The sequence below is a fragment of the Algoriphagus pacificus genome, assembly GCF_017254845.1.
GTDB classification, from domain to species: domain Bacteria; phylum Bacteroidota; class Bacteroidia; order Cytophagales; family Cyclobacteriaceae; genus Algoriphagus; species Algoriphagus pacificus.
Genome location: NZ_JAFKCU010000003.1, coordinates 806,970 through 829,958 on the forward strand (window position 1 = coordinate 806,970; position 22,989 = coordinate 829,958).

14 protein-coding genes are annotated in these 22,989 nt (G+C 38.8%); 2 read left to right on the forward strand and 12 right to left on the reverse strand.

Features of this window, described 5'->3' with window-relative positions; translation table 11 throughout:
- Nucleotides 1-594 precede the first annotated feature (594 nt).
- From J0A69_RS15975 to J0A69_RS16005, 7 genes are all read right to left on the reverse strand, one after another.
- The gene (locus J0A69_RS15975) at nucleotides 595-1,431 is read right to left on the reverse strand and encodes an ROK family protein (RefSeq protein WP_206587597.1); all 837 of its coding nucleotides are present in this window, start codon (nucleotides 1,429-1,431) and stop codon (nucleotides 595-597) included.
- Between the two features lie 388 nt (nucleotides 1,432-1,819).
- Complete coding sequence (locus J0A69_RS15980) at nucleotides 1,820-2,425, reverse strand: alpha-ketoglutarate-dependent dioxygenase AlkB family protein (protein ID WP_206587598.1); 606 nt, start codon at nucleotides 2,423-2,425, stop codon at nucleotides 1,820-1,822.
- A complete protein-coding gene (locus J0A69_RS15985) occupies nucleotides 2,412-2,657 on the reverse strand; it encodes an Ada metal-binding domain-containing protein (RefSeq protein ID WP_206587599.1) in 246 nt (81 codons plus the stop codon). Before J0A69_RS15985 ends, J0A69_RS15980 begins: the two co-directional genes overlap by 14 nt.
- 2 nt (nucleotides 2,658-2,659) lie before the next feature.
- Complete coding sequence (locus J0A69_RS15990) at nucleotides 2,660-3,373, reverse strand: 2OG-Fe(II) oxygenase (protein WP_206587600.1); 714 nt, start codon at nucleotides 3,371-3,373, stop codon at nucleotides 2,660-2,662.
- A 10-nt stretch (nucleotides 3,374-3,383) separates the two neighbouring features.
- Entirely contained in the window at nucleotides 3,384-4,232 is an 849-nt protein-coding gene (locus J0A69_RS15995) for a bifunctional helix-turn-helix domain-containing protein/methylated-DNA--[protein]-cysteine S-methyltransferase (protein ID WP_206587601.1), read from the reverse strand.
- Between the two features lie 240 nt (nucleotides 4,233-4,472).
- Nucleotides 4,473-7,148, reverse strand: coding sequence for an ABC transporter permease (locus J0A69_RS16000; protein WP_236032919.1), 2,676 nt, complete (start codon nucleotides 7,146-7,148; stop codon nucleotides 4,473-4,475).
- 1 nt (nucleotide 7,149) lies between these two features.
- A complete protein-coding gene (locus J0A69_RS16005) occupies nucleotides 7,150-7,482 on the reverse strand; it encodes a PadR family transcriptional regulator (RefSeq protein WP_206587602.1) in 333 nt (110 codons plus the stop codon).
- Between the two features lie 210 nt (nucleotides 7,483-7,692).
- Here J0A69_RS16005 and istA point away from each other — a divergent pair, with 210 nt between their 5' ends.
- Both istA and J0A69_RS16015 read left to right on the forward strand, forming a co-directional pair.
- The gene (gene istA, locus J0A69_RS16010) at nucleotides 7,693-8,838 is read left to right on the forward strand and encodes an IS21 family transposase (protein WP_206587603.1); all 1,146 of its coding nucleotides are present in this window, start codon (nucleotides 7,693-7,695) and stop codon (nucleotides 8,836-8,838) included.
- Between the two features lie 268 nt (nucleotides 8,839-9,106).
- Nucleotides 9,107-12,979 (forward strand): glycosyl hydrolase, encoded by a 3,873-nt coding sequence (locus J0A69_RS16015; protein WP_206587604.1) that lies wholly within the window; start codon nucleotides 9,107-9,109, stop codon nucleotides 12,977-12,979.
- Between the two features lie 425 nt (nucleotides 12,980-13,404).
- Here J0A69_RS16015 and J0A69_RS16020 read toward each other — a convergent pair whose 3' ends face one another.
- The 5 genes from J0A69_RS16020 to J0A69_RS16040 form a co-directional block, all read right to left on the reverse strand.
- Nucleotides 13,405-14,976, reverse strand: coding sequence for a sulfatase family protein (locus J0A69_RS16020; RefSeq protein ID WP_206587605.1), 1,572 nt, complete (start codon nucleotides 14,974-14,976; stop codon nucleotides 13,405-13,407).
- 64 nt (nucleotides 14,977-15,040) lie between these two features.
- Entirely contained in the window at nucleotides 15,041-16,735 is a 1,695-nt protein-coding gene (locus J0A69_RS16025; protein WP_206587606.1) for a right-handed parallel beta-helix repeat-containing protein, read from the reverse strand.
- Nucleotides 16,736-16,741: 6 nt separating this feature from the next.
- Nucleotides 16,742-18,130, reverse strand: coding sequence for a sulfatase-like hydrolase/transferase (locus J0A69_RS16030; RefSeq protein WP_206587607.1), 1,389 nt, complete (start codon nucleotides 18,128-18,130; stop codon nucleotides 16,742-16,744).
- Between the two features lie 76 nt (nucleotides 18,131-18,206).
- Nucleotides 18,207-19,742, reverse strand: coding sequence for a RagB/SusD family nutrient uptake outer membrane protein (locus tag J0A69_RS16035; protein WP_206587608.1), 1,536 nt, complete (start codon nucleotides 19,740-19,742; stop codon nucleotides 18,207-18,209).
- A gap of 5 nt (nucleotides 19,743-19,747) precedes the next feature.
- The gene (locus J0A69_RS16040) at nucleotides 19,748-22,903 is read right to left on the reverse strand and encodes a SusC/RagA family TonB-linked outer membrane protein (protein WP_206587609.1); all 3,156 of its coding nucleotides are present in this window, start codon (nucleotides 22,901-22,903) and stop codon (nucleotides 19,748-19,750) included.
- Nucleotides 22,904-22,989: the final 86 nt, after the last annotated feature.

Sequence of the window (22,989 nt, forward strand, 5' to 3'; positions counted from 1 at the left end):
AATGGAAATTTTTTCCAATTTGAAGTGCAATAGATCTTTCCAATATTAAACCTCATAGGGATGGTTTTAATTTCGTCAATGACTTTAAGAATAATTTTATCAGCGCATTAGACTGGTAAACTGCTGCGGTATGTGGGGGAATGAGTTAAACTGCATTGGATTAATATTTTTCAAGGAGAGCTATACCTACAGATCTTTTTAGGCCTTCTTGAATATGCAGATAGAGAATTTAAAGACTTCCAAAATGTAAATCAAAGTAAACGTTGGATCAATAATTATGATCATACCGTTTCTCTGATTTTAAAAAAGCCGCATCCTGTAAGTAAAATCAAATGTATCACACTTTCCACCACATTTGGGGGAGGATTTGGGGGAGACAATTGGAACCTTCAACAGATCACAGCAAGGGCAAAGGGTTTGGGAGTCAATAAATTACTCTTTAAAAAAGAAGGAAATCCTTTTTTTCGGTTCACTGGAGATAAAAAAAGTATCCAAATCCCAATAGGATAAAACTGAAGAGGATTTTGAAATCATAAAACATTGGGACCCAAGAAGATTGGAAACAAATTCAATTTCCGGGTCCCTTTTTAATCATTAATGGACGAGTTCTAAACCAATTTTAAGCCTTCTAACGGCACCAATTGCTGCAACTTTTTCTCCTGCTTCCACTTTTCGTATAAGCCTATCTTTCCAGAACATGGGGATGGTAAACTTTTCCACTCCTTGCATGATCCCCTCCCAATATCCAGGCAAAAGTGCTGTACCTCCTCCGATTGCTATTACTTCAGGATTCAGAAAATTTACCAGACTTGCCAATCCCATTCCCAAATAATAGCCTCCTTCGTGGATTTGTTTTAGAACTTCTTTATTTCCCTCCATTGCCTGGATGAACATCTCAAGGGAAGTTAATCCCATTTTTTCAGCTAGAAAATGTCCTCCTGACAATTCATCCAACCTCTTTACTCCCGAATCAACTGGAAAAGGAAAATAGCCAAATTCACCAGCCCAGCCGTTGATTCCATTAATTTCTTTTCCATTTGAAATAAAGGCAGCTCCAATAGCTGTTCCCACCATGACTATTCCTCCTGAGAAGTCTGCAGATAAATTGGAAAACTCTCCGAAAAGAGCCGCTTTTATATCATTAAATACTCCTATTTCAGCAGAAATCCCCTTCCACTCTTCTTTTGGAGACCAACCTGTAAAATGGGGTAACACATCACAAAGAACCACTTGGTTATTTTCGACCAACCCAGGTGCAGCAATTCCAATCAATTCAGGATTTATTTGATGGTATTGAATAAACTCCAAAAAAAGATTCTTCAGCATTTCAGGGGTAAAGTCCCTTCCAGTTTTAGCCCTTAACTGGGTTTTTCCTGCTATAAACAATACTTTGGTACCTCCTAAATCAATTCCAATTTCAGTTACATTCATTAATTTCTTTTCATTAATAATTAATTTAACATCATAAATTACTAACAGATTTTACCAAGAAAAGATATCAAAACTGTTGCAATATTTTTTGACTTTATTGTTCTTAATAGAAAGATACCCTGATTCTTTTTTAAAGATGACCTTTCAAAACCATTTCAGGTAATTTTAAGCAAAAGATATTCTACTACCTTAGTTACCGTAAATGCTTTCTGCAAAAGTAAAAATAGAATTCTCAATAAAAGGAATTACGAGATAAGACGTATTCTTTTTTAAAATTCATTCAACTTAAACGTATGCTTTTGGGTATAGTCAAAAGTCATTAAGATTCGATAGCTCCTACTCGCCATTCTCATATCCATTGGGAAAATCTTAGAAAGAAAAAATATCCCTATTGATCAATTGTTCTGAAAGTTAAATTGACCCTTGATTCAGTTACTTTTTTTGTAGGAGGCAACCTGTGTAACCAATGGCTTTGTGTGGATCCTTTCATTACCATTAAACTCCCGTGTGGCAAGAAAATTTCTACTTTCTCATTGGATGTTTTGTGTTTGAATGAAAATTTTCTTTCCGCACCAAAACTCAATGAACCAATAGCTCCACCTTTTTTCAAATCAGTTTCCCCATCGCTGTGCCAGGCCATTCCTTCACTTCCATCATGATAGAGATTGAGCAGACATGAATTGAAAGTCTCAGAGGAAAAATTTTCTACGAGCTGTTTTAATTCCAAGAGTTCGGTTGTCCAAGGCAAAGCAAATTTCGAGTGGTTTGAATAAGAATATTCGAAAGGTTTGTCAGCATGCCAAGCTACCTTGCGTTTGGTGATAATTTCTTTACCGAAAATTATGGCTTTGTCATTCTTCCATGCGATCGTCTCCAATAATTTTTGGAGATAATAATCTGCTCGGGCCTGTTCCAAAATTGGCCCATAATAATTGACTATCCCGTCATAAGGCAGGAGATTTTTACTATCCAAACTCTGATTAAATAAATCCATCCTTCCAATTAGTATATTCCTTATACATACAATGTCCACATGGTCTATAACCATTTTCAAGAGCTTCATTTTCAGAAGAAAAGAAAACCCTGTTTTCCCTTTTCATCCGTTTTCCTGATTTACAGGTTAGGAGTCCATAGATACCAAGTTTCTTATTACCTCCAAACAAGATTTTTTGAGCTTTGATTTTTTTCCATAAATCGGTATTCGATAATTCAGTATGCAATATCATAGTTAATTCAAAGCATCGTGAAATATGATCCCCAGTGTATGTCTCATTCCAGATTTCACCTCACTTACCCCATGTTTCATTTTTACCCGGTAATATCCTTTAGCACCTTTTTCAGGTTTGAAATTGGTCGTAAAAATCAACATCTCTCCTTTTTTGGGCTTTAAGACAATTGCTTTGGATTGTGCCCTGGGAACTTGTTGGGTCAAAACAAATTCACCACCAGTATAATCAATGTCGGGCTCGTCAAGGAACAGGACAACCTGAATGGGAAAGTAAATATCCCCATAAAGATCCTGATGCAAGGTGTTAAATCCACCTTTGGAGTATTTCAAAATCAGAACAGTTGCTTTTTGTTGTCCCTGACTATGACAAACTTCCAGAAATTCTCTGTGCGTTACAGGGAATTCCGTGTCCATCTTCAGAACCTTAAACCAGGAATTGGCAATAGGGGCTATTTTCGGGTAAATATGAGTCCGAAGAGTTTGTATGATATCCGGCAAGGGATAATTAAAATATTTATATTCTCCCAAACCAAAGCGATGCCGTGCCATGACCACAGTTTTACGGTATAGTTTTGATTGATAATAATCTGTTTTCAGCTGATCACATTGTTCCTCGGAGAGCAGTTTTGGAGTGATGGCATACCCTTTCTGATGAATGGACTCAGTGATATCATGCCATTCCAAACATTCTATATTCTCAATAATGGTCTTCATCTGTCAGGAATTAAAGCAAAGAATTGGTTTTCGCACTTTCCCAACCGATGATGGCAGTTTTCCGGGTGTTTCCCCACTTGTAACCTCCAATTTGACCAGAGGATTGAATAACCCGGTGGCAAGGGATCAGAAAAGCAACAGGGTTATTTCCAATGGCAGTTCCAACAGCTCTGTAAGCATTGGGATTACCTATTTTCTCAGCCAACATTCCATACGTTGACAGTTTGCCAATAGGAATTTTGAGCAGACTTTCCCATACCTTCAATTGAAAATCCGTTCCTTTTAGGTGAAGTTTTATTTCACTGAGTTTACTCCAATCGTTTTGAAAAATGAACAGCGCATTTTGTTGAACCAAATCCAATTTGCGATGAAAGGAAGCATTGGGGAATTTTGCAATTAGATTTTGGATTGCAGTTTCTTCATGGTCTTCAAATGACATCGAACAAATGCCCTTCTGGGTTGAAGCAACCAAGATATTTCCAAAAGGGCTTTCCGCAAAACTGTAATTAATCTCCAAATTTCTTCCTCCGTTTTTATACTCTGCCGGTGTCATTCCCTCAATGTTGACAAATAGGTCATGTAAACGGCTAGTACTGGAAAGACCAGTTTCAAAGGCAGTGTCAAACAAGGAAGCCTTTTCTTCTTTCAGAATTTTTTTGGCATGTTCCACACTGATAAACTGAAGAAACTTTTTCGGGCTAGTTCCGGCCCACTCAGTAAATAATTTTTGAAAATGAGCCGGGCTGACATGGACTTTTTCGGCAACCTCATCCAGGTTAGGCTGGGATTTGAAGTTGGATTGAATGTATTCAATCGCTTCGGCAATCCTGTTGTAATTGATTTGATTTTGTGATTCCATTTCTTTGAATTTTCCTGGTCAAAGATCAGAATGAATTTGGCTCTGAAAAATCCGAAACTTGCGATGATTTATTAGTGGAATGGATATCAAAATAGGGCAATTTGACCTGCAGCTCTGGATTTATTTAATCCATGTTTAGTAATCAAATATTACCCTTAAAAAGAATAACTCTTCTTAATTTTCCTACTCTTATTATTATCAATCAAATGTCCTTTTAATTCAGGTCAGGGTATTTTTCTCCTATTCACTCTTCAATACTTTGGCAGGATTAGTCTGGGAAGCTTTAATTGTCTGAGAACCGATCATTAAAAATGCAATCAAAATAACGGCAATCAAACCCGCAAACAGCTCAAACAATCTCACAGGTTCGTGGTAAGGAAAATTTGTAAGAATATACCTTTCGAAAAACAAATAAGTCAACGGAAGAGCAACAAATGCCGATACTGATAAAAGCCAAATAAAATCCTTTGCCAACAAAAAGATAAGGTTCAGGGAGCTGGCTCCCATCACTTTCCGGATACCCACTTCCTTGACCTTGGTTTCGGTAGTGTAAACCACCATCCCAAATAAACCCATGGAAGCAATTGATATGGCCAGAATGGACAGAAATCCAATAATCTTTATCATCACTGACAATTCGCTATAAGCTTGTTCAATAGCATCCTTGTAAAAACTTGCTTGGAAGGGATGGCTTGGATCCACCTTGTTCCAAGCCTCTTTGATTCTGCCCAATGTGCCCTGTATGTCCCCAGGCAATATTTTGGCATTTATCATCAAAGGATTTTCCGGTGTCCAAAACATAAATGCAACCGGTTCGATCTGATTATCTATTTTTCCGTAATGAAAATCCCTGATCACACCTACAATGGTCATTTCTCTGTCTTGCCAGGCATGATTGCTAAAAGTAACCACCTCTCCGATTGCCTGTTCGGGATTATTTCCAGCTATTTGGAATCTCCTGAGCAATTCCTGGTTCACAATGATTTCTCTGACTGATCCGGGATCAACCGGATACATTTTAAAATTTCCTCCAGCCAATAACTCATATTGATGAAGGTTCAAATAATTCTCATCTACCGGATTGGTCATCACCAAAGCTGAATCTTCCCCACTGCTATATTTCATATAGCCACCCCAAGCATTCCCAATACTGGTCACAATGGTGGATTTTGACAATTCCACCACTTCCGGAATCGCTCTCATTTCCTCCATAAAAGACTCGGGTTTATTCCCCTGCATGTTGATATTCAGGATATTTTCCGTGGTGAAACCAAGATCAAATTCAAGGATATTCTTGTATTGGACATACCCAATTACCGTGGTCGTAATAAAAATCAAGGTAAATGTATACTGGATTACCATCAATGTCTTTCTGAACGACATTGGGTTGAAAACCTTAACAGGTGATACATTTTTAAGGGCATCTATTGCATTTACTTTTGAAAAAATCAATGCCGGTACCACCCCTGCAATAACTCCTACTAACAGCGCAAAACCAACAAAAAGGATAAATACCTTCGGGCTCAGATCCAGTTTTATCAGAGTTTGGAGGCCTGGTGCCATATTGATTAATTGAGGCTTTAGGATTAAAAACAGGATCAATGAAAGGAATAGTGCGGATAAGGAGATCATCACAGCCTCTATCAGGAATTGCTGCCAAACCTGGCTTTTATTGGCACCTATAGTTTTTCGAAGTCCTATTTCTTTGAAACGACGCATGGCCCTGGCCAGAGACAAATTGGTATAATTAAAACAGGAAGAGGCAATGACCAAAATTGCAAGGCTGACTAAGAACCAAAGGACTGCAGTAGAAATATGGGGAACTTGATAATGTAACCCTTCAGACCTAGCCAGATCTTCACCAACAACAATTTCATTCATGGGAAGTAATTCAAGGTGAATATCCCTTACAGAATTACCGTTGGGATCAACCAACTGGTTTTCATGATCTGCAATAGTCTGAAGTTCTGAATCCAATAAACGTTTATCTGCATTCTCCTTGAGCAATACAAACACAAAGTTTGAATAGCTATCGGTCCAATTTTCAAAATCTGGTCCATCAACACCAATTTGTTCCAAAGTCGAAAGAGAGGCCAAGGCTTCAAATTTCAGATGGGAAAAGAACGGAATATCCTTGATGATGCCAGTCACCTGATAATCCACCGAATCCAGGTTTATGGCCTTTCCCATCGCAGAACCGATACCGAAAAATTTGTTGGCAGCTGATTCAGTCAATACAACAGAATAAGGATGATCTAATGCTGTTGCAGGATTCCCCTCAAGCATGGGAAAAGTAAAAATATCAAACAGAGAAGATTCTGCCCAAAAACCTTTGATTGGAAAAGAATTATTACCCAAAAGAACATCCCCTGAAAAATCATCCCTCAAGATTCCCACTTTCTCTATTCCAGAAACCTGTTCCCTCAAAATTTTTCCGGTTTTGAGGGAAGTCGTTGGATATTTGATTTCAGGTTCCCCTTTTAAACTTTCCAAATTGGTAACCCTGTAAATTCTATCTGCATTTTCATGAAATTGATCATAAGAATTCAAGTCCATTAAAAAAGAGATCAAAAGCAGTCCAACGGACATGCTGATTGCAAGCCCAATGATATTGATAAAAGAAAAGAGTTTATTCCGCATCAAACTGCGGCCTGAGGTTTTGATGTAGTTGCCTATCATGATGGAATTGGTTATCAAATTAAAAAATTCAGGAGTTTTCACGGTATAACTTCTGAAGAACTTTAGGGCATCGATGACATAAACCAATTGGGCATAACGAAATCCCTTTGAAGCCAAATTTCGTTCAAAGTATTCGTTTAAATCCCCTAAAAGATCTTCCAGGTATTTTGGCTTGCAATACCAGTTGATAAAACGGGTAGCCCATTTGGGAGGCTGGTGTCGGCTCTTAAGATCCATCCTAAATTTTGCTCCAATTGACAGTAGGTATCCTTTCCCAAAGCTGGTCCCTCATTTCCTTTGCCTGAACCAAGGCATTTTTACCTTGTATGGTCAATTGGTAAAAACGCTTTCTTTTCCCTCCCCTTGATTTGGTTGCTTCCCCCAATTCACTTTTTAGCAGTCCTTTTTCTTCCAACCTGTTCAATACTGCATGCACCACTCCCAATTTTACAGTACGCCCCGTGTGTTCGGATAACTCATCACAAACTGATACACTATAAGCATCTTCCATTAAGGCAGCCACCGTTAAAAGGACCAATTCTTCAAATTCACCAATGTTTGTCCCTTTCATTTACTTATTTTTTACTTAAATGTATGTAAAATATTCTCATAATACATACAAAGTAATAATAAATTGCAAAATCCGGTCAAATTGATCTCCGTTAGCCGGAGCAAACTGACCCCCTTGGGTTAATATTTTTTTGGGAATGGAATAGTGGTCTTGCGAATGCTGTTGGTGCAGGATTAAAACCCTGTAATGATGGCTAACCGACCCTTAACCATGAATAAGATTCGACAGTTTTTGAGAGGCCATTTCGAAGGCCGTGGCACCAAACAGCTGAGCCAGATTACCGGGGTAGCCCGTAAAACTGTTAAAAGTTATCTCAAACGGTTCAAAGAAACAACACTGACTCACCAAGAAGTGGAATTGCTGTCTGATGAAGCACTTTCTGAGCTGATTCTCGGCCCTCCTGCTCCCCAGCAGCAAAGTAAGCGACAGGAAATTCTGTCCGCTCTATTGCCCAAGATCTCCAAAGAACTCCGGCGCAAAGGTATGACCCAGCAGCTACTTTGGGAGGATTACATTGCCAAACACCCCCAGGGGTACCGCCCTAGCCAGTTCAAAGCCTATCTGAGCGAATACCTGAAACGGAGGAACCTGACGATGCATTTTGAACACAAGGCCGGGGATAAGGTATTTATTGATTATGCCGGCAATCCTCTCTACATCAACGACCCGGAGACAGGAGAGCATATCCCCGTGCAGGTGTTTGTAGGAGTGCTTGGGTGTAGCCAATACACCTATCTGGAGGCTACACTGACCCAAAAGAAAGAGGATTTTACAGAAAGTTGCCGCAGGATGCTGGAGTACTACGGAGGTGTTCCCAGAGCTATAGTCCCTGATAACCTGAAGTCGGCAGTTCAAAAGGGCAGTAGGTTTTCCCCTATACTTAACGAGACCTATGAATCCTTTGCAGAACATCATGGCACCGCCATTCTTCCCACACGTCCGCGCCAGCCAAGGGAAAAATCACTAGTGGAAGGCGCTGTTAAACTGGTTTATCAGCGGGTCTATATTCATCTTCAGAACAAGGTGTACTTTTCATTGGAAGGGCTCAATGAAGCATTAAAGCCACTTTTGGCTTCCTATAATGAACGTGCCCTCCGTGGAGAAGAAAGCCGCAGGGAACAATTTGATCAGCTCGAACGGGAAAGCCTACAGGCACTTCCAGCTCTGCCTTACCAACTCATGCAGGTCAAAATCTCCACGGTAATGAAAAACACACACATGGTTCTTCATAGTACGCTCGTGGGAATTTATTTAATATCCATAATTATTTTTAGTATCGTCGCATTGGGTCGACACAGCAGCGGGCCAGCATCCGGCAATTGCGGTGGTAGTCTCCAATTAGGAGTAGAATCTTAGCAAAAGCTTAGCCCCTCGGTAGTCTCTATGCTTTTGTAGTTTTCAAAAAATTGTAAACCCATTACTTTCAGATACCTCTTATAGGTGGAAAAAGAGTACCCCATTCTTTAAAGAAGTCTCATTCTTCATTTTCATTTCATCCCAAGAACATATCCAGTAATCCCTTGAATAATGGCAATTTGACCTATATAACCTAACAATTGACATAATAAGCCAAAGCCTTCAAAATCAGGATAAAGATATTCGGGAAGTAATAAACCCGATAATCATGAAAAAAATCTACTTAACAGTATTGTACTTATTTCTGCTGAGTTTCCCCTCTTGGGCTCAGGGAAGTGAAGGGTCCTGTGGACAATTATCCAAATATCTCTATTGGACCGGGGAACAGAATGATGACTTTTTCAATGAAGCCAATTGGCGAATTGTAAATCAACTTCCAGCAGGCCCATCTCCCTCGGGTCAAGCTGAAATTATTGTACCCAATAGTGCAAAACCTTACTGCCTTCCCGGATCAAACAAACTTCCAAATCAGATTTGTCCATCTGAAATCGACCTTACAAAAGACAAATACCCAGATGAGGGGACTTTGGAACCAGGAATGCAAATCTCTTACAACCTCTGGATAGAAAATGCCAGTATTGATATACCTCAGAGTTTAAGCTTTGTTTGTTCGGAAATTGGTTTGACACTAGTCAATTCAGAAATTGGACTTCAGGCTCCACTTCAGAATGGAGTGATTTCCCTAGACAAAAAATCCACGCTTACTGTCCAAGAAAATGGAGTTTTAGGATCAGATGTCTATCTAAATTTTAATGATTTGGACTCTTGGGCAATCTTAAAAAGCACGAATCCAGATCAGTTTCTTTCAAGTATGCAAGACCAAATATGGATTCAAAATTCTAATGGAACACTTGATTTAGATTACAGAATCAATCAATTCTACCAGTCTGGAACATTAATCCGTCCTTATTCAAGTTCTTATGTAGCCTTAGAGATCTATTCAGGGACTAACCTAAGCGGCACTTCAGCTGATATCCATGAGACTGTTATTTATTCTGGATCTGGTATTCCAAATGATATGAATGACATGACTTCTTCTTTCAAATTGAAAAGAGGATTTATGGCTACCTTTTCAGTTGCTGAAAATGGAACAAGTAAAAGCAAAGTTTACATCGCTTCTACAGAGGATTTGGTCATTGAATCACTTCCAGCAGCGCTTCAAAGCAATGTGAGTTTTATTCGAGTTTTACCTTGGAATTGGGTTATCAAAAAAGGTACCGGTGGTTTTACTGAAGAAGTAAATGCCGGCTGGTATTACAATTGGGGAAACAGTAATGAAAGCCAACCAAACTACGAATATGTACCAATGGCTTGGGGTGCTGGCGCTACAGCTCCACAAGTCCTAAAGCGAATCATTGAAAAAGATAAAGTCAATCATTTACTTGGCTTTAACGAATCTGATAATTGCGATGATCAATCGGGACAATTCAATAACCTCTGCAAGATAGAAGTTGCTGTTGGGTACTATGAAAACCTAATGAAAACCGGAATGCGCCTGGGTACTCCAGCTCCAAGGGAAAATGGTCCAACTGGTTGGCTACTTGAATTTGCGGAATTGGCAAAAGCGAGAGACGTAAGATTCGATTTTGTGGCAGTTCACTGGTATGATTGGGGAAGCAATCCTGCTAACAGTCCAAATGCAGATCCGCAGGTTATTTTTAACCGCTTCAAAACTTACTTGGAAAATGTCCATAGAATTTATGGCCTACCTATTTGGATCACTGAATTCAACGCAAACCCAAACAGAGGGAATGCCATTCAGGCAGCTTTCCTAGAGTTGGCCTTACCTTATTTAGAATCATTGGAATATGTAGAGCGCTATGCCTATTTCGAACCAATGAGTGCTAATTCATCTAATCCTGTAGACTCTGCAGACTTAACAGATGAGAATGGTAATCTGACAAATATTGGGGAGATCTATTATAGCCACCTTTCAACACCTTCTATACCAGAAGCTACTTTTGAGTCAGATGGAAATCTCCAAGGATTAAATGATCCTTTCACTCCGGAAACTCCAGAGATCATGAGTTTTGAAGCTGAATGTGCTCTTTATCTAGGGAATAAGTGGGAAGTTATAGAAGATGAAGAAAGCTCTAACGGAAAATATGTAAGAGGTAATAACACTTTGGAAGGGGCATCAGCTTTAGCCTCACAACTTCACTATGAATTGGATTTAAGCGAGGCCAAAATCTTTAAGATCTGGCTTCGGGCAAAGACTTTAGGCGGAACAGGAATTAAAGTAAAAATCGACGACGGAGAATTTGAGACCATCGGAGGGCTAAATACTTCCGAATTTAATTGGCTTCAATTACCAAGATTTTATTCCCTACAAGCGGGCAAGCATAGAATCAGCTTTGAGTACACAAACAACTCCCTTTTGCTAGATCAACTGGCTTTAATCACCACAAGTGACGAGGTAAACTTGGCACCTTCTCCTATCAACTCCTGTATTGAAACTCAGGATAAATGGGGCCAAACAAGTACTGATATTATTTATTGGTTAGAGGCTGAAGCAGGAATTTATGGGAATCAATGGGAAGTCAACAGTTCAGAAACAGCCATAGGAGGGGAATTTTTAGAAGCAATTCCTTCAAGTAGTTCACTGATTAGTCCTCCAGGAACTGATGGGCAGGTTTCTTTCAACTTCGAAATTGAAGAAAAAGACCAATATAGAATCTGGGGTAAAATTCAATCTTTGAGCACTGAGGATAATTCACTCTGGATCAAAATTGACAATGAGCCATTTAGAAAGTGGGATAACTTAGAAAATGATGCCTTTGAATGGTATTGGAAACTCTTCCACTTCTCAGAAGGTGGTGAAGATAGGGCTTTGCCTTTTTTCCTTACCGAAGGAAATCATATCATAACAATTGCCTATTCAACTCAAGAATTCAAAATAGATAGATTAGCGATTGCCTCAGAAGGTAAACTTCCTGCTGAAGAAGATCCTGATGTGGTGAGAGTATTTGGACCAATGGATTATGAAGCTGAAAATGCAGAATTATTGGGCAATGCCATCGCTGTAAATTGTGGGGCATCTTCCAATGGTCAGCAGGTTAATTTCCGGACCGGATTCTCCTCTGGTGTTAGATTCAACCAAGTCATTGCCGCTGAAGCCGGAGCCTATATCTTATCTGTACATTATATGAGTAAAGTTCAGAGGAACTTTAGATTAATAGTAAACGGGGAAAGCTTAGGCTATCAAAAAGTAACTCCATCTGGGAACTGGTGCTTCGAAGGAGGAAATACAGCCATCTATGAGATTACTGTTAATCTGAATAAAGGGGTAAACGTCATCGAAATTTTACGAACAGAAACTGATGCTCCTTTCCTTGACAAAATAAGTCTGAACAAACAAATAGCCTCACTAGAGGCGGAAGAAGCAAGATTGGAAGGTTCTTCAGCTATTGCTAATTGTTTAAGCGCTTCTAATGGAGCTTTGGTAAATATGGGTTTCTCCTATTCCAATGCGATTATTTTCGAAAATGTGAAAGTAACTACTGCCGGAAACTACCAATTAGAAATCTCCTATATCTCAGCAGTGGATAGAACAGCACGGGTGATCATCAATGGTACTACAAGTCAAGTTTCTTTCATGGATTCAGGAGAATGGTGTGGTAACGGCGGAGTTCCAGCTACTAAAGTAATTGAAGTAGAGTTATTGGCTGGAGATAACCAAATCGAAATCCGACCAGCAATGAATGAAGCTCCCTTGATCGATAAAATTGAAATCATTGAGGTAGCAAAAGAGCAGGAAGACTTAATTTCTGCACGAATACTTACAACAGAAGCAGTTGCTACTGTTCCATCTGAATTACTCCTTTCTATAGAAGACTTTAATGTCTACCCGAATCCTGTAAGAAGTTATGAAACAATTAACATCAGCCTTCCAAATCTTCAGGAAAATGGAACATTAAACTTGAGTATTTCCGACATGTACGGAAGAGTTTGGGTGTCAGAAAATCACATAGAGGCTACTGGACAGAAAATTGAGTTAGAGAACAATTTAAGACCTGGACTTTATCTGATTATTATTCAAAATGGCAACCAATTGATCCAGCATAAATTACTTGTAAAATAAGCAAGCATTGGGTTAGAAGTGAAAAATGCGGATCTATTAGATCCGCATTTTTTTTGGTTCATTGACTCTATAGTCCATGAATTTTCAATTTTTTGAAATCCAAGACTGGTTTTATATGAAGATATATTTCACAGTAGCTTAATGATTGCGCAGGAAAGGTGATTCGGTTAAGCAATCATTTGAGGTAGTTATTGGATTAACCTTAGAGGCAATAATAGACTTGATTCATATTTCAAGGTTGATAAAAACAACCCACCCCAATAGCTATAAAAACTCTATATCTTCTACTATCAAAGGGTTAAAGACTGTAAATCCCTATTTATTAGGGCAATAAAAAACTCCCAAAGCGATAGATTAAAAAAAATTCTAAATCAAATCGACTTGGGAGATTATCAGTACTAAGCACCAATTAATTCACACTAGTTTTACTTCAATTCCAATTGTTGAATTTGTCTGTTATTCTGTCCTCTTATCGCCTCAAAACTCTTGACCATTTCGGTTAGTTTCTCAGGATTAGATTCAGCTAGATTCGTTTGTTGTGAGGGATCCTCTTTCAGATTATACAATTGATATTCATTGGAATTCCCTAACTCAATATTCACGTTTTTCTCTACTTCAGGTCCTTTATAAGGTGGGATCATTACCCAATCTCCCTTTTTGTAGGCAGTTCTACTGGTCGCTTCCAAAACGAAATCTTCTCTTCCCTGCTGACTTTTCCCCATCAAAACATCCAAAAGATTTTCACTGTCTCCTGTTTCCACATCACTTCCTACCAATGCGGCCAAGGATTCCAACAAGTCTATTTGGGTAATCATCGCATCAGAAACTGCAGGCTGGATTTTACCCTTCCAATAAGCAATAAAAGGAAGTCTTGTTCCTGCCTCAAACAAACTATATTTCCCTCCGCGATAAGGTCCGGCAGGTGTATGATCTCCAATTTTTTCTACAGCATCATCGTAGTAGCCATCATTCAAAACCGGTCCGTTATCACTCGAAAATATGATCAAGGTGTTTTCCAAAATTCCTTGAGCTTCCAGTTCCTTCAAAAACTCACCAACAATCCAATCTGCTTCCACTATTGCATCTCCTCTAGGTCCCATTCCTGAAGTTGCTTCAAACCTTGGATGTGGAGTCCTTGGCACATGTGGCTGCTGCATTGCATAGTATAGAAAGAATGGTGCATTCTTTTCTGCTTCTTCTTTCACAAAAGCTTTTGCTTTCTCCAAAAAGTGATCTGCCATATCTATATCAGACCATTTTGCTGCTTCACCACCTTTCATAAAACCGATTCTCGGTATTCCATTGACAATGCTATTATTATGGCCATGGTGCCATTTCATCGTAAGCATTTCAGGATTAGTAATTGCAGTGGGTTCTCCATCAAAATTCTTGTTGTAATCTACAAGGATTGGATCATTTGGGTCTAGTCCTACCACTGTTCCGTCTTTGATATATACTGTTGGAACGCGATCTTGTGTAGCTGCCATGATATAGGAATAATCAAAACCGACTTGGTTTGGTCCAGGAGAGATTTCTTGGTTCCAATCTACATTTCCACTCCCCAAACCTAGATGCCATTTACCCACCACACCTGTATTGTATCCAACTTGCTTTAGCATTTTTGGAACCGTCATTTGAGCAGTATCGATTAAAAGCGGAGCTGTACCTGGAAGAATCTTTGCATTTTCATTTCTCCAAGGATATGTACCTGTTAAGATCGCATACCTACTTGGCGTACAAGTAGCTGAGGATGCATAGGCATTGGTAAATCTTATTCCACCATTGGCTAATTTATCAAAATTAGGTGTCTGAAGAGTTCCAGCCCCGTAAGCGCTTACATCTCCATAGCCTAGATCATCCATGTAGATAAATATGATATTGGGATTTTGAGGCTTTTCTACAGTTGTTTCTGCTTCATTTGATTTACAGGCCACCAGATAAAATGAGCAAAAAATCAGTAGGTAAAGCAAACCGAGGTTTAATTTGTTAGTCTTCATTTATAGATCAATTGTTTCTGAAGAATTCAGATATAATATTATTGTGAAAAGCTGTTTTTAAAGTCTATTGAATTTCTTTGACTTGAATGGCACCAATTGAAGGAGTTCCAAAAATTTGATTTCCTAGAATGTCCTTCGTTAAATTCAAGCCTTCCATCAATCCAAAATCATCATTTGGTATAAATGGAATGGTGATACCTTGTTGAACAAGTTCTTTATTTAAAGGGATGTAGTCTTCTAATGCCAATCCGCCAGGATTACTAAAAGATGCATTTCCTATTAGAGATTTATTTTCTAGAATAGCCGCGGAACTAGGCCAAATACCATTTTTCAAGAATAGGTTATTCTCAAAAATTACGTCGATCACTTGTCTGCTTTCGCCATCATCTGGCTTGTACTGATCACCTTCTACCAAAGAAGCTCCCCCCATCAAATGAAAAATATTATTTGCTATCAAAACGCCTCTTGAGCGATTATCAATTGCGATTTTGGAGACATGTTTTTCATTGACAAAAATGGTATTGTTATAAAAATAAGAATTAACAGGACCCTTTCTTGCTTTTTGGTTTCCTTGATACCCACTCAACCAAAACACTTTTCCTTCTTGAAAAGCACCACTTTTGCCCTTCTCACGAAAGCCATCGTTGATGCTTATATTATAGCGATAAGCACAGTTATAATTATTACCTAGAATTTCGCAAAAACCTCCGGCATTATAAGCACTAAGATTATATTGTAAGACGATGTTATCGCAGTTAAAGTCAATATGTGCACCAGCAGAATCACCTGGACCATTGGCATACATAAACTTGTTTTTTTCAATCAAGACCATAGAAGATCCCCAAGTCCATAATCCGCTACCTCTACCCCATTTCCTACTATCGTCATTACTGCCAGAATAGGTCACTTCATTTTCGGAAACATAGACGAATTTCACACCGGACATCTGGATTCCAGGTCCACCGGTTTTTGAGACAGTATTTCGGGAAATGGTCACATTTCTTATGCCTTGATTACTACCACCGGTCAATTTTATTCCGGTATGACTAAGATTGGAAATACGGCAATCTAGAATTTTCACTTCCTCTATCATCCCTGATTCGGTTGAATTCAATAAGCGTATTCCCCAACCATATTTCTGGGTTCCATTTGCAGATCTCACCTCATCTTTTCCTCTCTGAAAACCTTTGTTTTCGTAAAACACATCTTCTATTTCAAGCTTTTCGAGTATGATTCCACGAGCATTTAAATCTTTGGTAACTGATATTAAAACCCCGATTCGCATTGTTCCAGTAGGAGAAGAATCATCGAATCCTGCAGCAGTTATTTTTAAGTTTTTGACAGAAATGTAATTCGAGTTCTTGATCAGTATTCCATTTTCAAGGCCTTTGGCATCAATCTGACTCTTCTTACCCTCTTGAGATAGTGGCTCATAATAAGAATCAATCAAAATTGGATTTTCTACACTTCCATTTTTCCCCGTTAGATCCAAGGTCTCGTAAAAGATCTCACCACCAGCCAACAGAAGCTTATCGCCTCCTTTCAAATCAAGTGAAGCAACTTTCTTCAAACTTTTAAATGCCTGATCTCTAGATTTACCAGTGTTTTGATCGTTTCCCAGTCTCGGATGAAAATAATATTCAGTCGCAAAACTGTTGAAGTTCACCAAAAAAAACAGCGCAACAAGCTGTAGGAATTTGAACCATTTAGGATTTACCAGGCAAGAAATAATTTTAGTATTCTTGTATAAACTAGTCATTTCACCTTATTTGTTAAATCTGTCCGGGTTTAATTTTGAGTACTCTTTATCCTCCATCAAACCCATAAAAACTGGATCCATGATAGATTTTTTCCAGATTTCAATCATTTGTTTTAATTCTTCTACACGATTAGACTCAGTTAAAGCAAGGTTTACTTTCTCCGAAATATCTTTCTGAATATCAAACAGATAATCCTTGTCTTTTTCAAAAATGAGTTTGCTGTCAGAGGTTCTGACCGCAAATCGATTGGCAGAATAATTTCTCCAATACAATTCCTCATGTGGCAAGCCTGAATTTTCACCTGTCAGAAATGGTATTAGATTCACTCCATCTAACTGGTTTTTAGGAGTTACTTTAGCAAGGGCTACTGCGGTAGAAAATATATCCAGAGAAATAACAGGATGATCATAAGTTTTTCCTGCCGGAACAAGGCCTTTCCATTGCATAGCAAATGGAACTCTAATACCTCCTTCAAAAAAATCTCCTTTAAATCCTCTTAATGGGGAATTATCCGATGCATTTGCACTAGTGGGTCCTCCATTATCTGATAGGAAGAAAACCAATGTATTTTCATCAATTCCCAATTCCTCCAGTTTAGTCAAGAGTGCATCCACACCATCATCCACGGCGCTAACCATAGCTGCATAAGTCTTACGCTTGTTGTCTTTTATATTGGGAAAGCGACTAAGGTATTTCTCAGTAGCCTGCATAGGAGCATGAGGAGCATTATAGGCTAAATACATAAAGAAAGGTTCTTTATGATTTCGTTGAACAAAATCAACTGCTTCTCTGGAGAATGCATCCGTAAGATATTCTGTCTCCACTACCCTCTCAGTATTTCTGAGTAATTTTGTTTTATACCCATCGTACTGGGTCTTTGCCTGCTCAATATCCTGCAAGACCAGATTTTCTGGAAAATAATTGTGACCACCTGAGAGAAAGCCATAAAACTCATCAAACCCTCTTTCATTTGGTCTAAGAGTCGGATGTGCACCCATATGCCATTTGCCAATCACAGCAGTAGTATATCCGGCTTTTTTCATCACATCTCCCATTGTCTCTTCACTAAGCGGAAGCCCCATCAAGGGATCCTTTGGAGCCAGAAGTGGATTTTTAGAGAAACCGAATTTATCCTGATATCTACCTGTCAACAAACCTGCTCTGCTTGGTCCACAAACAGCATAGGACACATATCCTGAGGTGAAAACAACTCCATTTTTTGCAATACGATCGATGCCTGGTGTAGGAATTTCAGTGCTTCCATTGAAACCTACATCTGCATATCCCTGATCATCTGTCAAGATGATAATCACATTAGGCTTATCTAAAGCAGACCTATTTTGTGCCTGAGCATAAGTCAACAGAAAAAAAAATACTATAGCTAAGTTTTTCATATAAGATGGAATTAAAACAACACTCCCACCAAAGTTCGGTGAGAGTGATGAATCACTATATTCTATGTTTACTATCTTAATTCCAAACTGGATTTTGCACTAGATTCGGGTTGGCATCAATTTCAGATTGAGGAATTGCAAAGACTTCTGATTGTCTTCCCCTGTACTCAGGATTGTAAGGTCCAACAGGATCAGCACTTGCTCTAGCATAAGCTTCCTCTACTTCTCCCCATCTCTTTACATCAAAGAATCTTAATCCCTCAAATGCCAGTTCAACTCTTCGCTCCAGTTTAACCATTTCCATTAAATCAGCTTGGCTTAGATCTGTCCCATTTACTTCTGTGACAGTTGGCATTCCAGCTCTGGTTCTGATTTGATCAAGCAAGGGATAAACCTCTGCTAACTGACCTGTTTCTGCTAATGCCTCTGCTCTCATTAATAAAACCTCTGCATAACGAATCACATAAAAATCCTGGCCTCCCGGAGATGCCGGGCCAATTCCATCTGCAGATTGATCATCCCTGACATATTTTTTTAAACCATATTTTGTGGCAGTATTACCTCTGAATGGTCTATTTAAATACTTGATGAATATATCTCCTTCGAAATACACAGATGCTCCTAATCTTGGATCTCTGTTTTCCTGCTTATTTGCAGGATCATAAAGTGGAGATTCTGTAATAGGTAATCCATCTATCGCGAGGTATGCATCCACCATATTTGGCATGGGTTGCACATTAACTTTAGGTATTCCTAAAAAGGTTGCAGAGAAAGTTTCCCCGTTGTTTGACTGGTCCTGAATAAAACGAACTGAAAAAACCACTTCTTTTGAAAGTTCCGAGGCCGGTGTAAAAAGCTCCGCATAATTCGGGTACAAATCATATCCCAATCCCATGATTTCTGTAGTCAGCCTTACTACTTCAGGGAAGTTTTTATTATATAATTCAAATCTTGCCAATAAAGCCAAAGCGGCTCCTTTTGTGGCATAACCAAATTGGGAAGCTGGGTAGGCAACCGGAAGATTATCAATTGCCAAATTTAACTCGGTAATGATAAATGACTTCACCTCGTCATATGTATTCTTAGGCACATAAGCTTCTTCCAGAGTCTGAAAGTCTTGAATCAAAGGCACATCTTCGAAATATATGGCCAAATTGATGTAGAATAAAGCTCTCAGAAACCTAGCTTGACCAATTAATTGGTCTCTGGTTTCAGGGTCAATGTTCGTATCAGGAATTCTACTGATATTATCAATGGCAATATTAGCCCGAGCTATTCCTCTATAATTGGATGTCCAAAATGCATTGAAAAATCCGAAGGAAGGATCTGCTCTACCCTCTACAAAATTCCCAGGACCTTCAAACTTGTAATTATTAAAGGTATTATCTGCAAAACTATCGTGCTGTGGCAATCCAGCGGTACCGTTTAGATTTCCACTATAAAGAACTCTGTCCTGTAGATTCTCATAGATTCCATTGATCCCTAATAAGGCATCTTTTTCATTTTGCCAGAAATTACCTTCTGCTAGTTGTGTTAATGAACCTCGTTCTAAATAATCCTCAGAACAAGAAATCAAACAAAATGCACTAAGTATATAGATTAGCTTTTTCATGATGATTAAAATTTAATGTTGATACCTGCAGAAATCACTTTGTACAATGGCGTGGTCTGATCTGTATTACCACCTCTCTGGCGCTCAGGATCAAAGTTTTCCACCTTTGTAAATGTTAGCAGATTTTGTCCGCTCACGAATATTCTGGCTTTTTGAATCAAAACTTTCTTAGAAATAGTACTTGGTATCGTATATCCCAACTCTATATTTCTCAATCTCAGATAGGACATATCTTGAATATAAAAAGTAGAGGTTACTGAATTATTTACCCCACCAATTCTTGGAAGTGTTTCAGATGGATTTTCAGGAGTCCAACGATCAATCCAATAAGAAAGGGCATTATTTCTATCACCATCCATTGGTAACTGTCCGTTACTATTCAATAGTCTGTCAACTTTTCCAATTCCTTGGAATACCATATTCAAATCAAATCCACTGAATTGAAGGTTTGCATTCATACCATAGATCCATCTTGGAAATGGATTTCCAATAATGGTTCTATCCATCGCATTCACTACTCCATCTGGCACGCCTTCCGGCCCTGAAATATCAGCATACTGAAAATCACCAGGAGCAGTTAAATTACTTCCAAACTGTTTTGGTGCATTGTCAACTTCTTCTTGAGTCTGGAAAATTCCCACTACCTGATAGCCATAGTAAGAGTTGAATGGAACGCCAATTCTGATAATCGTATTTCCTCCGATTGTCTCTTCGCCGCCTGGACCCAAATCGGTTACTTTATTATCCGCCATACGAGTCAGGTTGGCAGAAACATTAAATTTCACTTTGCCAATATTCTCTCTATACCCTAGGGATAATTCAAATCCTTTGTTTTCCATTCCAGCTGCATTTTGTGCTGCTAAGTTGGTCACACCAATTGTGTTAGGAATTGGGAAATTGGTATAAAGAATATCTGAACTGGTTCTTTTAAAGTAATCTGCAGTAAGGTTTAACTTATTGGAGAAAAACGATGCATCCACTCCAATATCAAATTGCTCTATGGTCTCCCAAGTGATCAAAGGATTAGACAAAGATGTCAAAGCAACAGCAGGTACAATTACATCCTGACCTAATTGGTAATCAAGGCCTGAATTATAACTCTGTTCGAAGATGTAATTACCAATTCTATCATTCCCACTGATTCCCCAACTTGCACGAATTTTCAATTCCGTTAAAGTTTCTGAAGTATTCAAGAAGTTTTCTCTGGCGATATTCCAACCAGCACTTAATGAAGGGAAGGTTCCATATCGATTAGTTGGACCAAATTTGGAAGATCCATCTCTTCTGACATTAGCTTCAAATAGATATTTCTCTTGGAAATTATAGTTGACTCTAGCAAAAAAGGATTGCCAAGCTTCTTCATTGGCCCCCCCACTTACTGAAGGGTTCAAAACTCCTCCTCCATCAAATTCCTGAATAGCATCCGAAGGGAATCCTTGAAGTGAGCCTGAAAATCCATCCACTTTATCATAAATTACAGAGTGACCAAGCATAAAGCCCAGGTTATGAGAATTATCAATTGTAAAATTGTACCGCAGAATATTCTCATTCATTAACCGATAGTTGAAATTCAGGTTATTGTTCAAATCATTCACATCATTCTGCCCGACAATGTTCCCTTCCCAATCACGAGTAACAAGCGTTGGTCTAAAATTGGAAATATTTGCAAAGTTGATAATCGCACTTCCACTTGTTTCGAAAACGAGTCCTTTAGCGATCTGAGCACTTAGCCCAATTCTTTCACTGATGTTTATGTTGTCGTTTGAGTAGTCACCATAAGTCCCAGTCAATAACACATTGTTGATAGGATATGAAAAATTAACATTTTGATAAGCCCCATCCACAACTGCCAACTCTCCATTCGAATAGTAAACCGGGGCAACCGGAGAGGATCTTTGGAACTGATTGATGATACCAGTTTCACCGGTAATCGCAGATGCACCCCCACTTGGACCTACAAATTTTGACCAAAAGGCATTGGTAACATTAGAGATTGTCAACCATTCATTTGGCTTAATGCTTAGATTAATTCCAAGATTGTATCGATCCGATTTGAATTTGCCTCTAACAACAGCCTCCTGGTTCAAATAACCCAAAGAAAGTCTGAATGTAGTCCTATCAGTTCCTCCAGAAAAAGACAAGTAATGGTTTTGTATAGGGGCATTTCTCAATGCGACATTTGACCATTTTGTATTGGAGAATTGGTCAGGGTTGGTGCCATTTCTAATGGCCTCGATATCAGCTTCCGAAAATCTTAGAGCAGCATTTGGTCCATTGACATTTAAGTCCCGCTCATTTCTAAGCAAAGCATAATTGACAGCATCCAAATATTCGGGAATCACTGTTACTTGCTGAACTCCAAAATAATTATTGTAATCGACTGAGAACTTACCCTTAGTTCCTTTTTTCGTAGTAACTACCAAGACGCCATTAGCTCCTCTAGCACCATAAATCGCAGAAGCCGAAGCATCCTTTAATACAGAAATACTCTCAATATCAGAAGGAGCTAAATTATTGAATTCAGCCAGTCCATCATATTGAATGTTATCGATCACAACAAGTGGATTAGTACCTCCAAAAGAACCGATACCTCTAATTACAATAGATGAACCATCAGAGCCAGGTAAGCCGGTAGACTGTGTCAATTGAACACCGGAAAACTTTCCATACATCAGTTGAGCTGAATTAGTAACTGGCTGATTGACGGCATCATCAAACTTGATGGTTTCCACTGATCCGGTAAGGTTGAGCTTCTTTTGCTCACCATAACCTACTACCACTACTTCATCCAAGAGTGACTCGGACTCTGCCAAAATCACATTTATCTGACTTTGACTTCCCACAGTGATTTCCTGTGATTCAAAACCAATCAAGCTAAAAATCAGTACAGATTCTGCTCCTGGTACTTGAATAGAATATTTACCGTCAACATCTGTAACTGAGCCTTGTGAAGTTCCTTTTACCAGAACTACGACACCCGGGATCGGCAATCCATCAAAATCAGAAGTAACTACACCGGTCACTTGATTTGATGTTTGAAATGCATTTACAAAAGACACTTGAAATGTCAATAGTAAAAGCATTAACAAGGGAAGCTTTAAGGTAAACTTCTCCGACCTTCCCCTCTTTAATAATTCATGCTTTGTAAATGATTTTTTCATTTGAGTTTATTTTGGGTTGTAGACTTTACAATTGATTCAAATTTTACCAATTAATACTTTTAACCGTGGGGGTAGACAGATCAATC

Coding starts and splice junctions, on each gene's coding strand:
- J0A69_RS15975 (WP_206587597.1), bottom strand. CDS start 1,431: ATGAATGTAACTGAAATTGGAATTGATTTAGGAGGTACCAAAGTATTG.
- J0A69_RS16030 (WP_206587607.1), bottom strand. CDS start 18,130: ATGAAAAACTTAGCTATAGTATTTTTTTTTCTGTTGACTTATGCTCAG.
- J0A69_RS15985 (WP_206587599.1), bottom strand. CDS start 2,657: ATGATATTGCATACTGAATTATCGAATACCGATTTATGGAAAAAAATC.
- J0A69_RS15995 (WP_206587601.1), bottom strand. CDS start 4,232: ATGGAATCACAAAATCAAATCAATTACAACAGGATTGCCGAAGCGATT.
- J0A69_RS16040 (WP_206587609.1), bottom strand. CDS start 22,903: ATGAAAAAATCATTTACAAAGCATGAATTATTAAAGAGGGGAAGGTCG.
- J0A69_RS15990 (WP_206587600.1), bottom strand. CDS start 3,373: ATGAAGACCATTATTGAGAATATAGAATGTTTGGAATGGCATGATATC.
- J0A69_RS16000 (WP_236032919.1), bottom strand. CDS start 7,148: ATGGATCTTAAGAGCCGACACCAGCCTCCCAAATGGGCTACCCGTTTT.
- istA (WP_206587603.1), top strand. CDS start 7,693: ATGAATAAGATTCGACAGTTTTTGAGAGGCCATTTCGAAGGCCGTGGC.
- J0A69_RS16035 (WP_206587608.1), bottom strand. CDS start 19,742: ATGAAAAAGCTAATCTATATACTTAGTGCATTTTGTTTGATTTCTTGT.
- J0A69_RS15980 (WP_206587598.1), bottom strand. CDS start 2,425: ATGGATTTATTTAATCAGAGTTTGGATAGTAAAAATCTCCTGCCTTAT.
- J0A69_RS16025 (WP_206587606.1), bottom strand. CDS start 16,735: ATGACTAGTTTATACAAGAATACTAAAATTATTTCTTGCCTGGTAAAT.
- J0A69_RS16020 (WP_206587605.1), bottom strand. CDS start 14,976: ATGAAGACTAACAAATTAAACCTCGGTTTGCTTTACCTACTGATTTTT.
- J0A69_RS16005 (WP_206587602.1), bottom strand. CDS start 7,482: ATGAAAGGGACAAACATTGGTGAATTTGAAGAATTGGTCCTTTTAACG.
- J0A69_RS16015 (WP_206587604.1), top strand. CDS start 9,107: ATGAAAAAAATCTACTTAACAGTATTGTACTTATTTCTGCTGAGTTTC.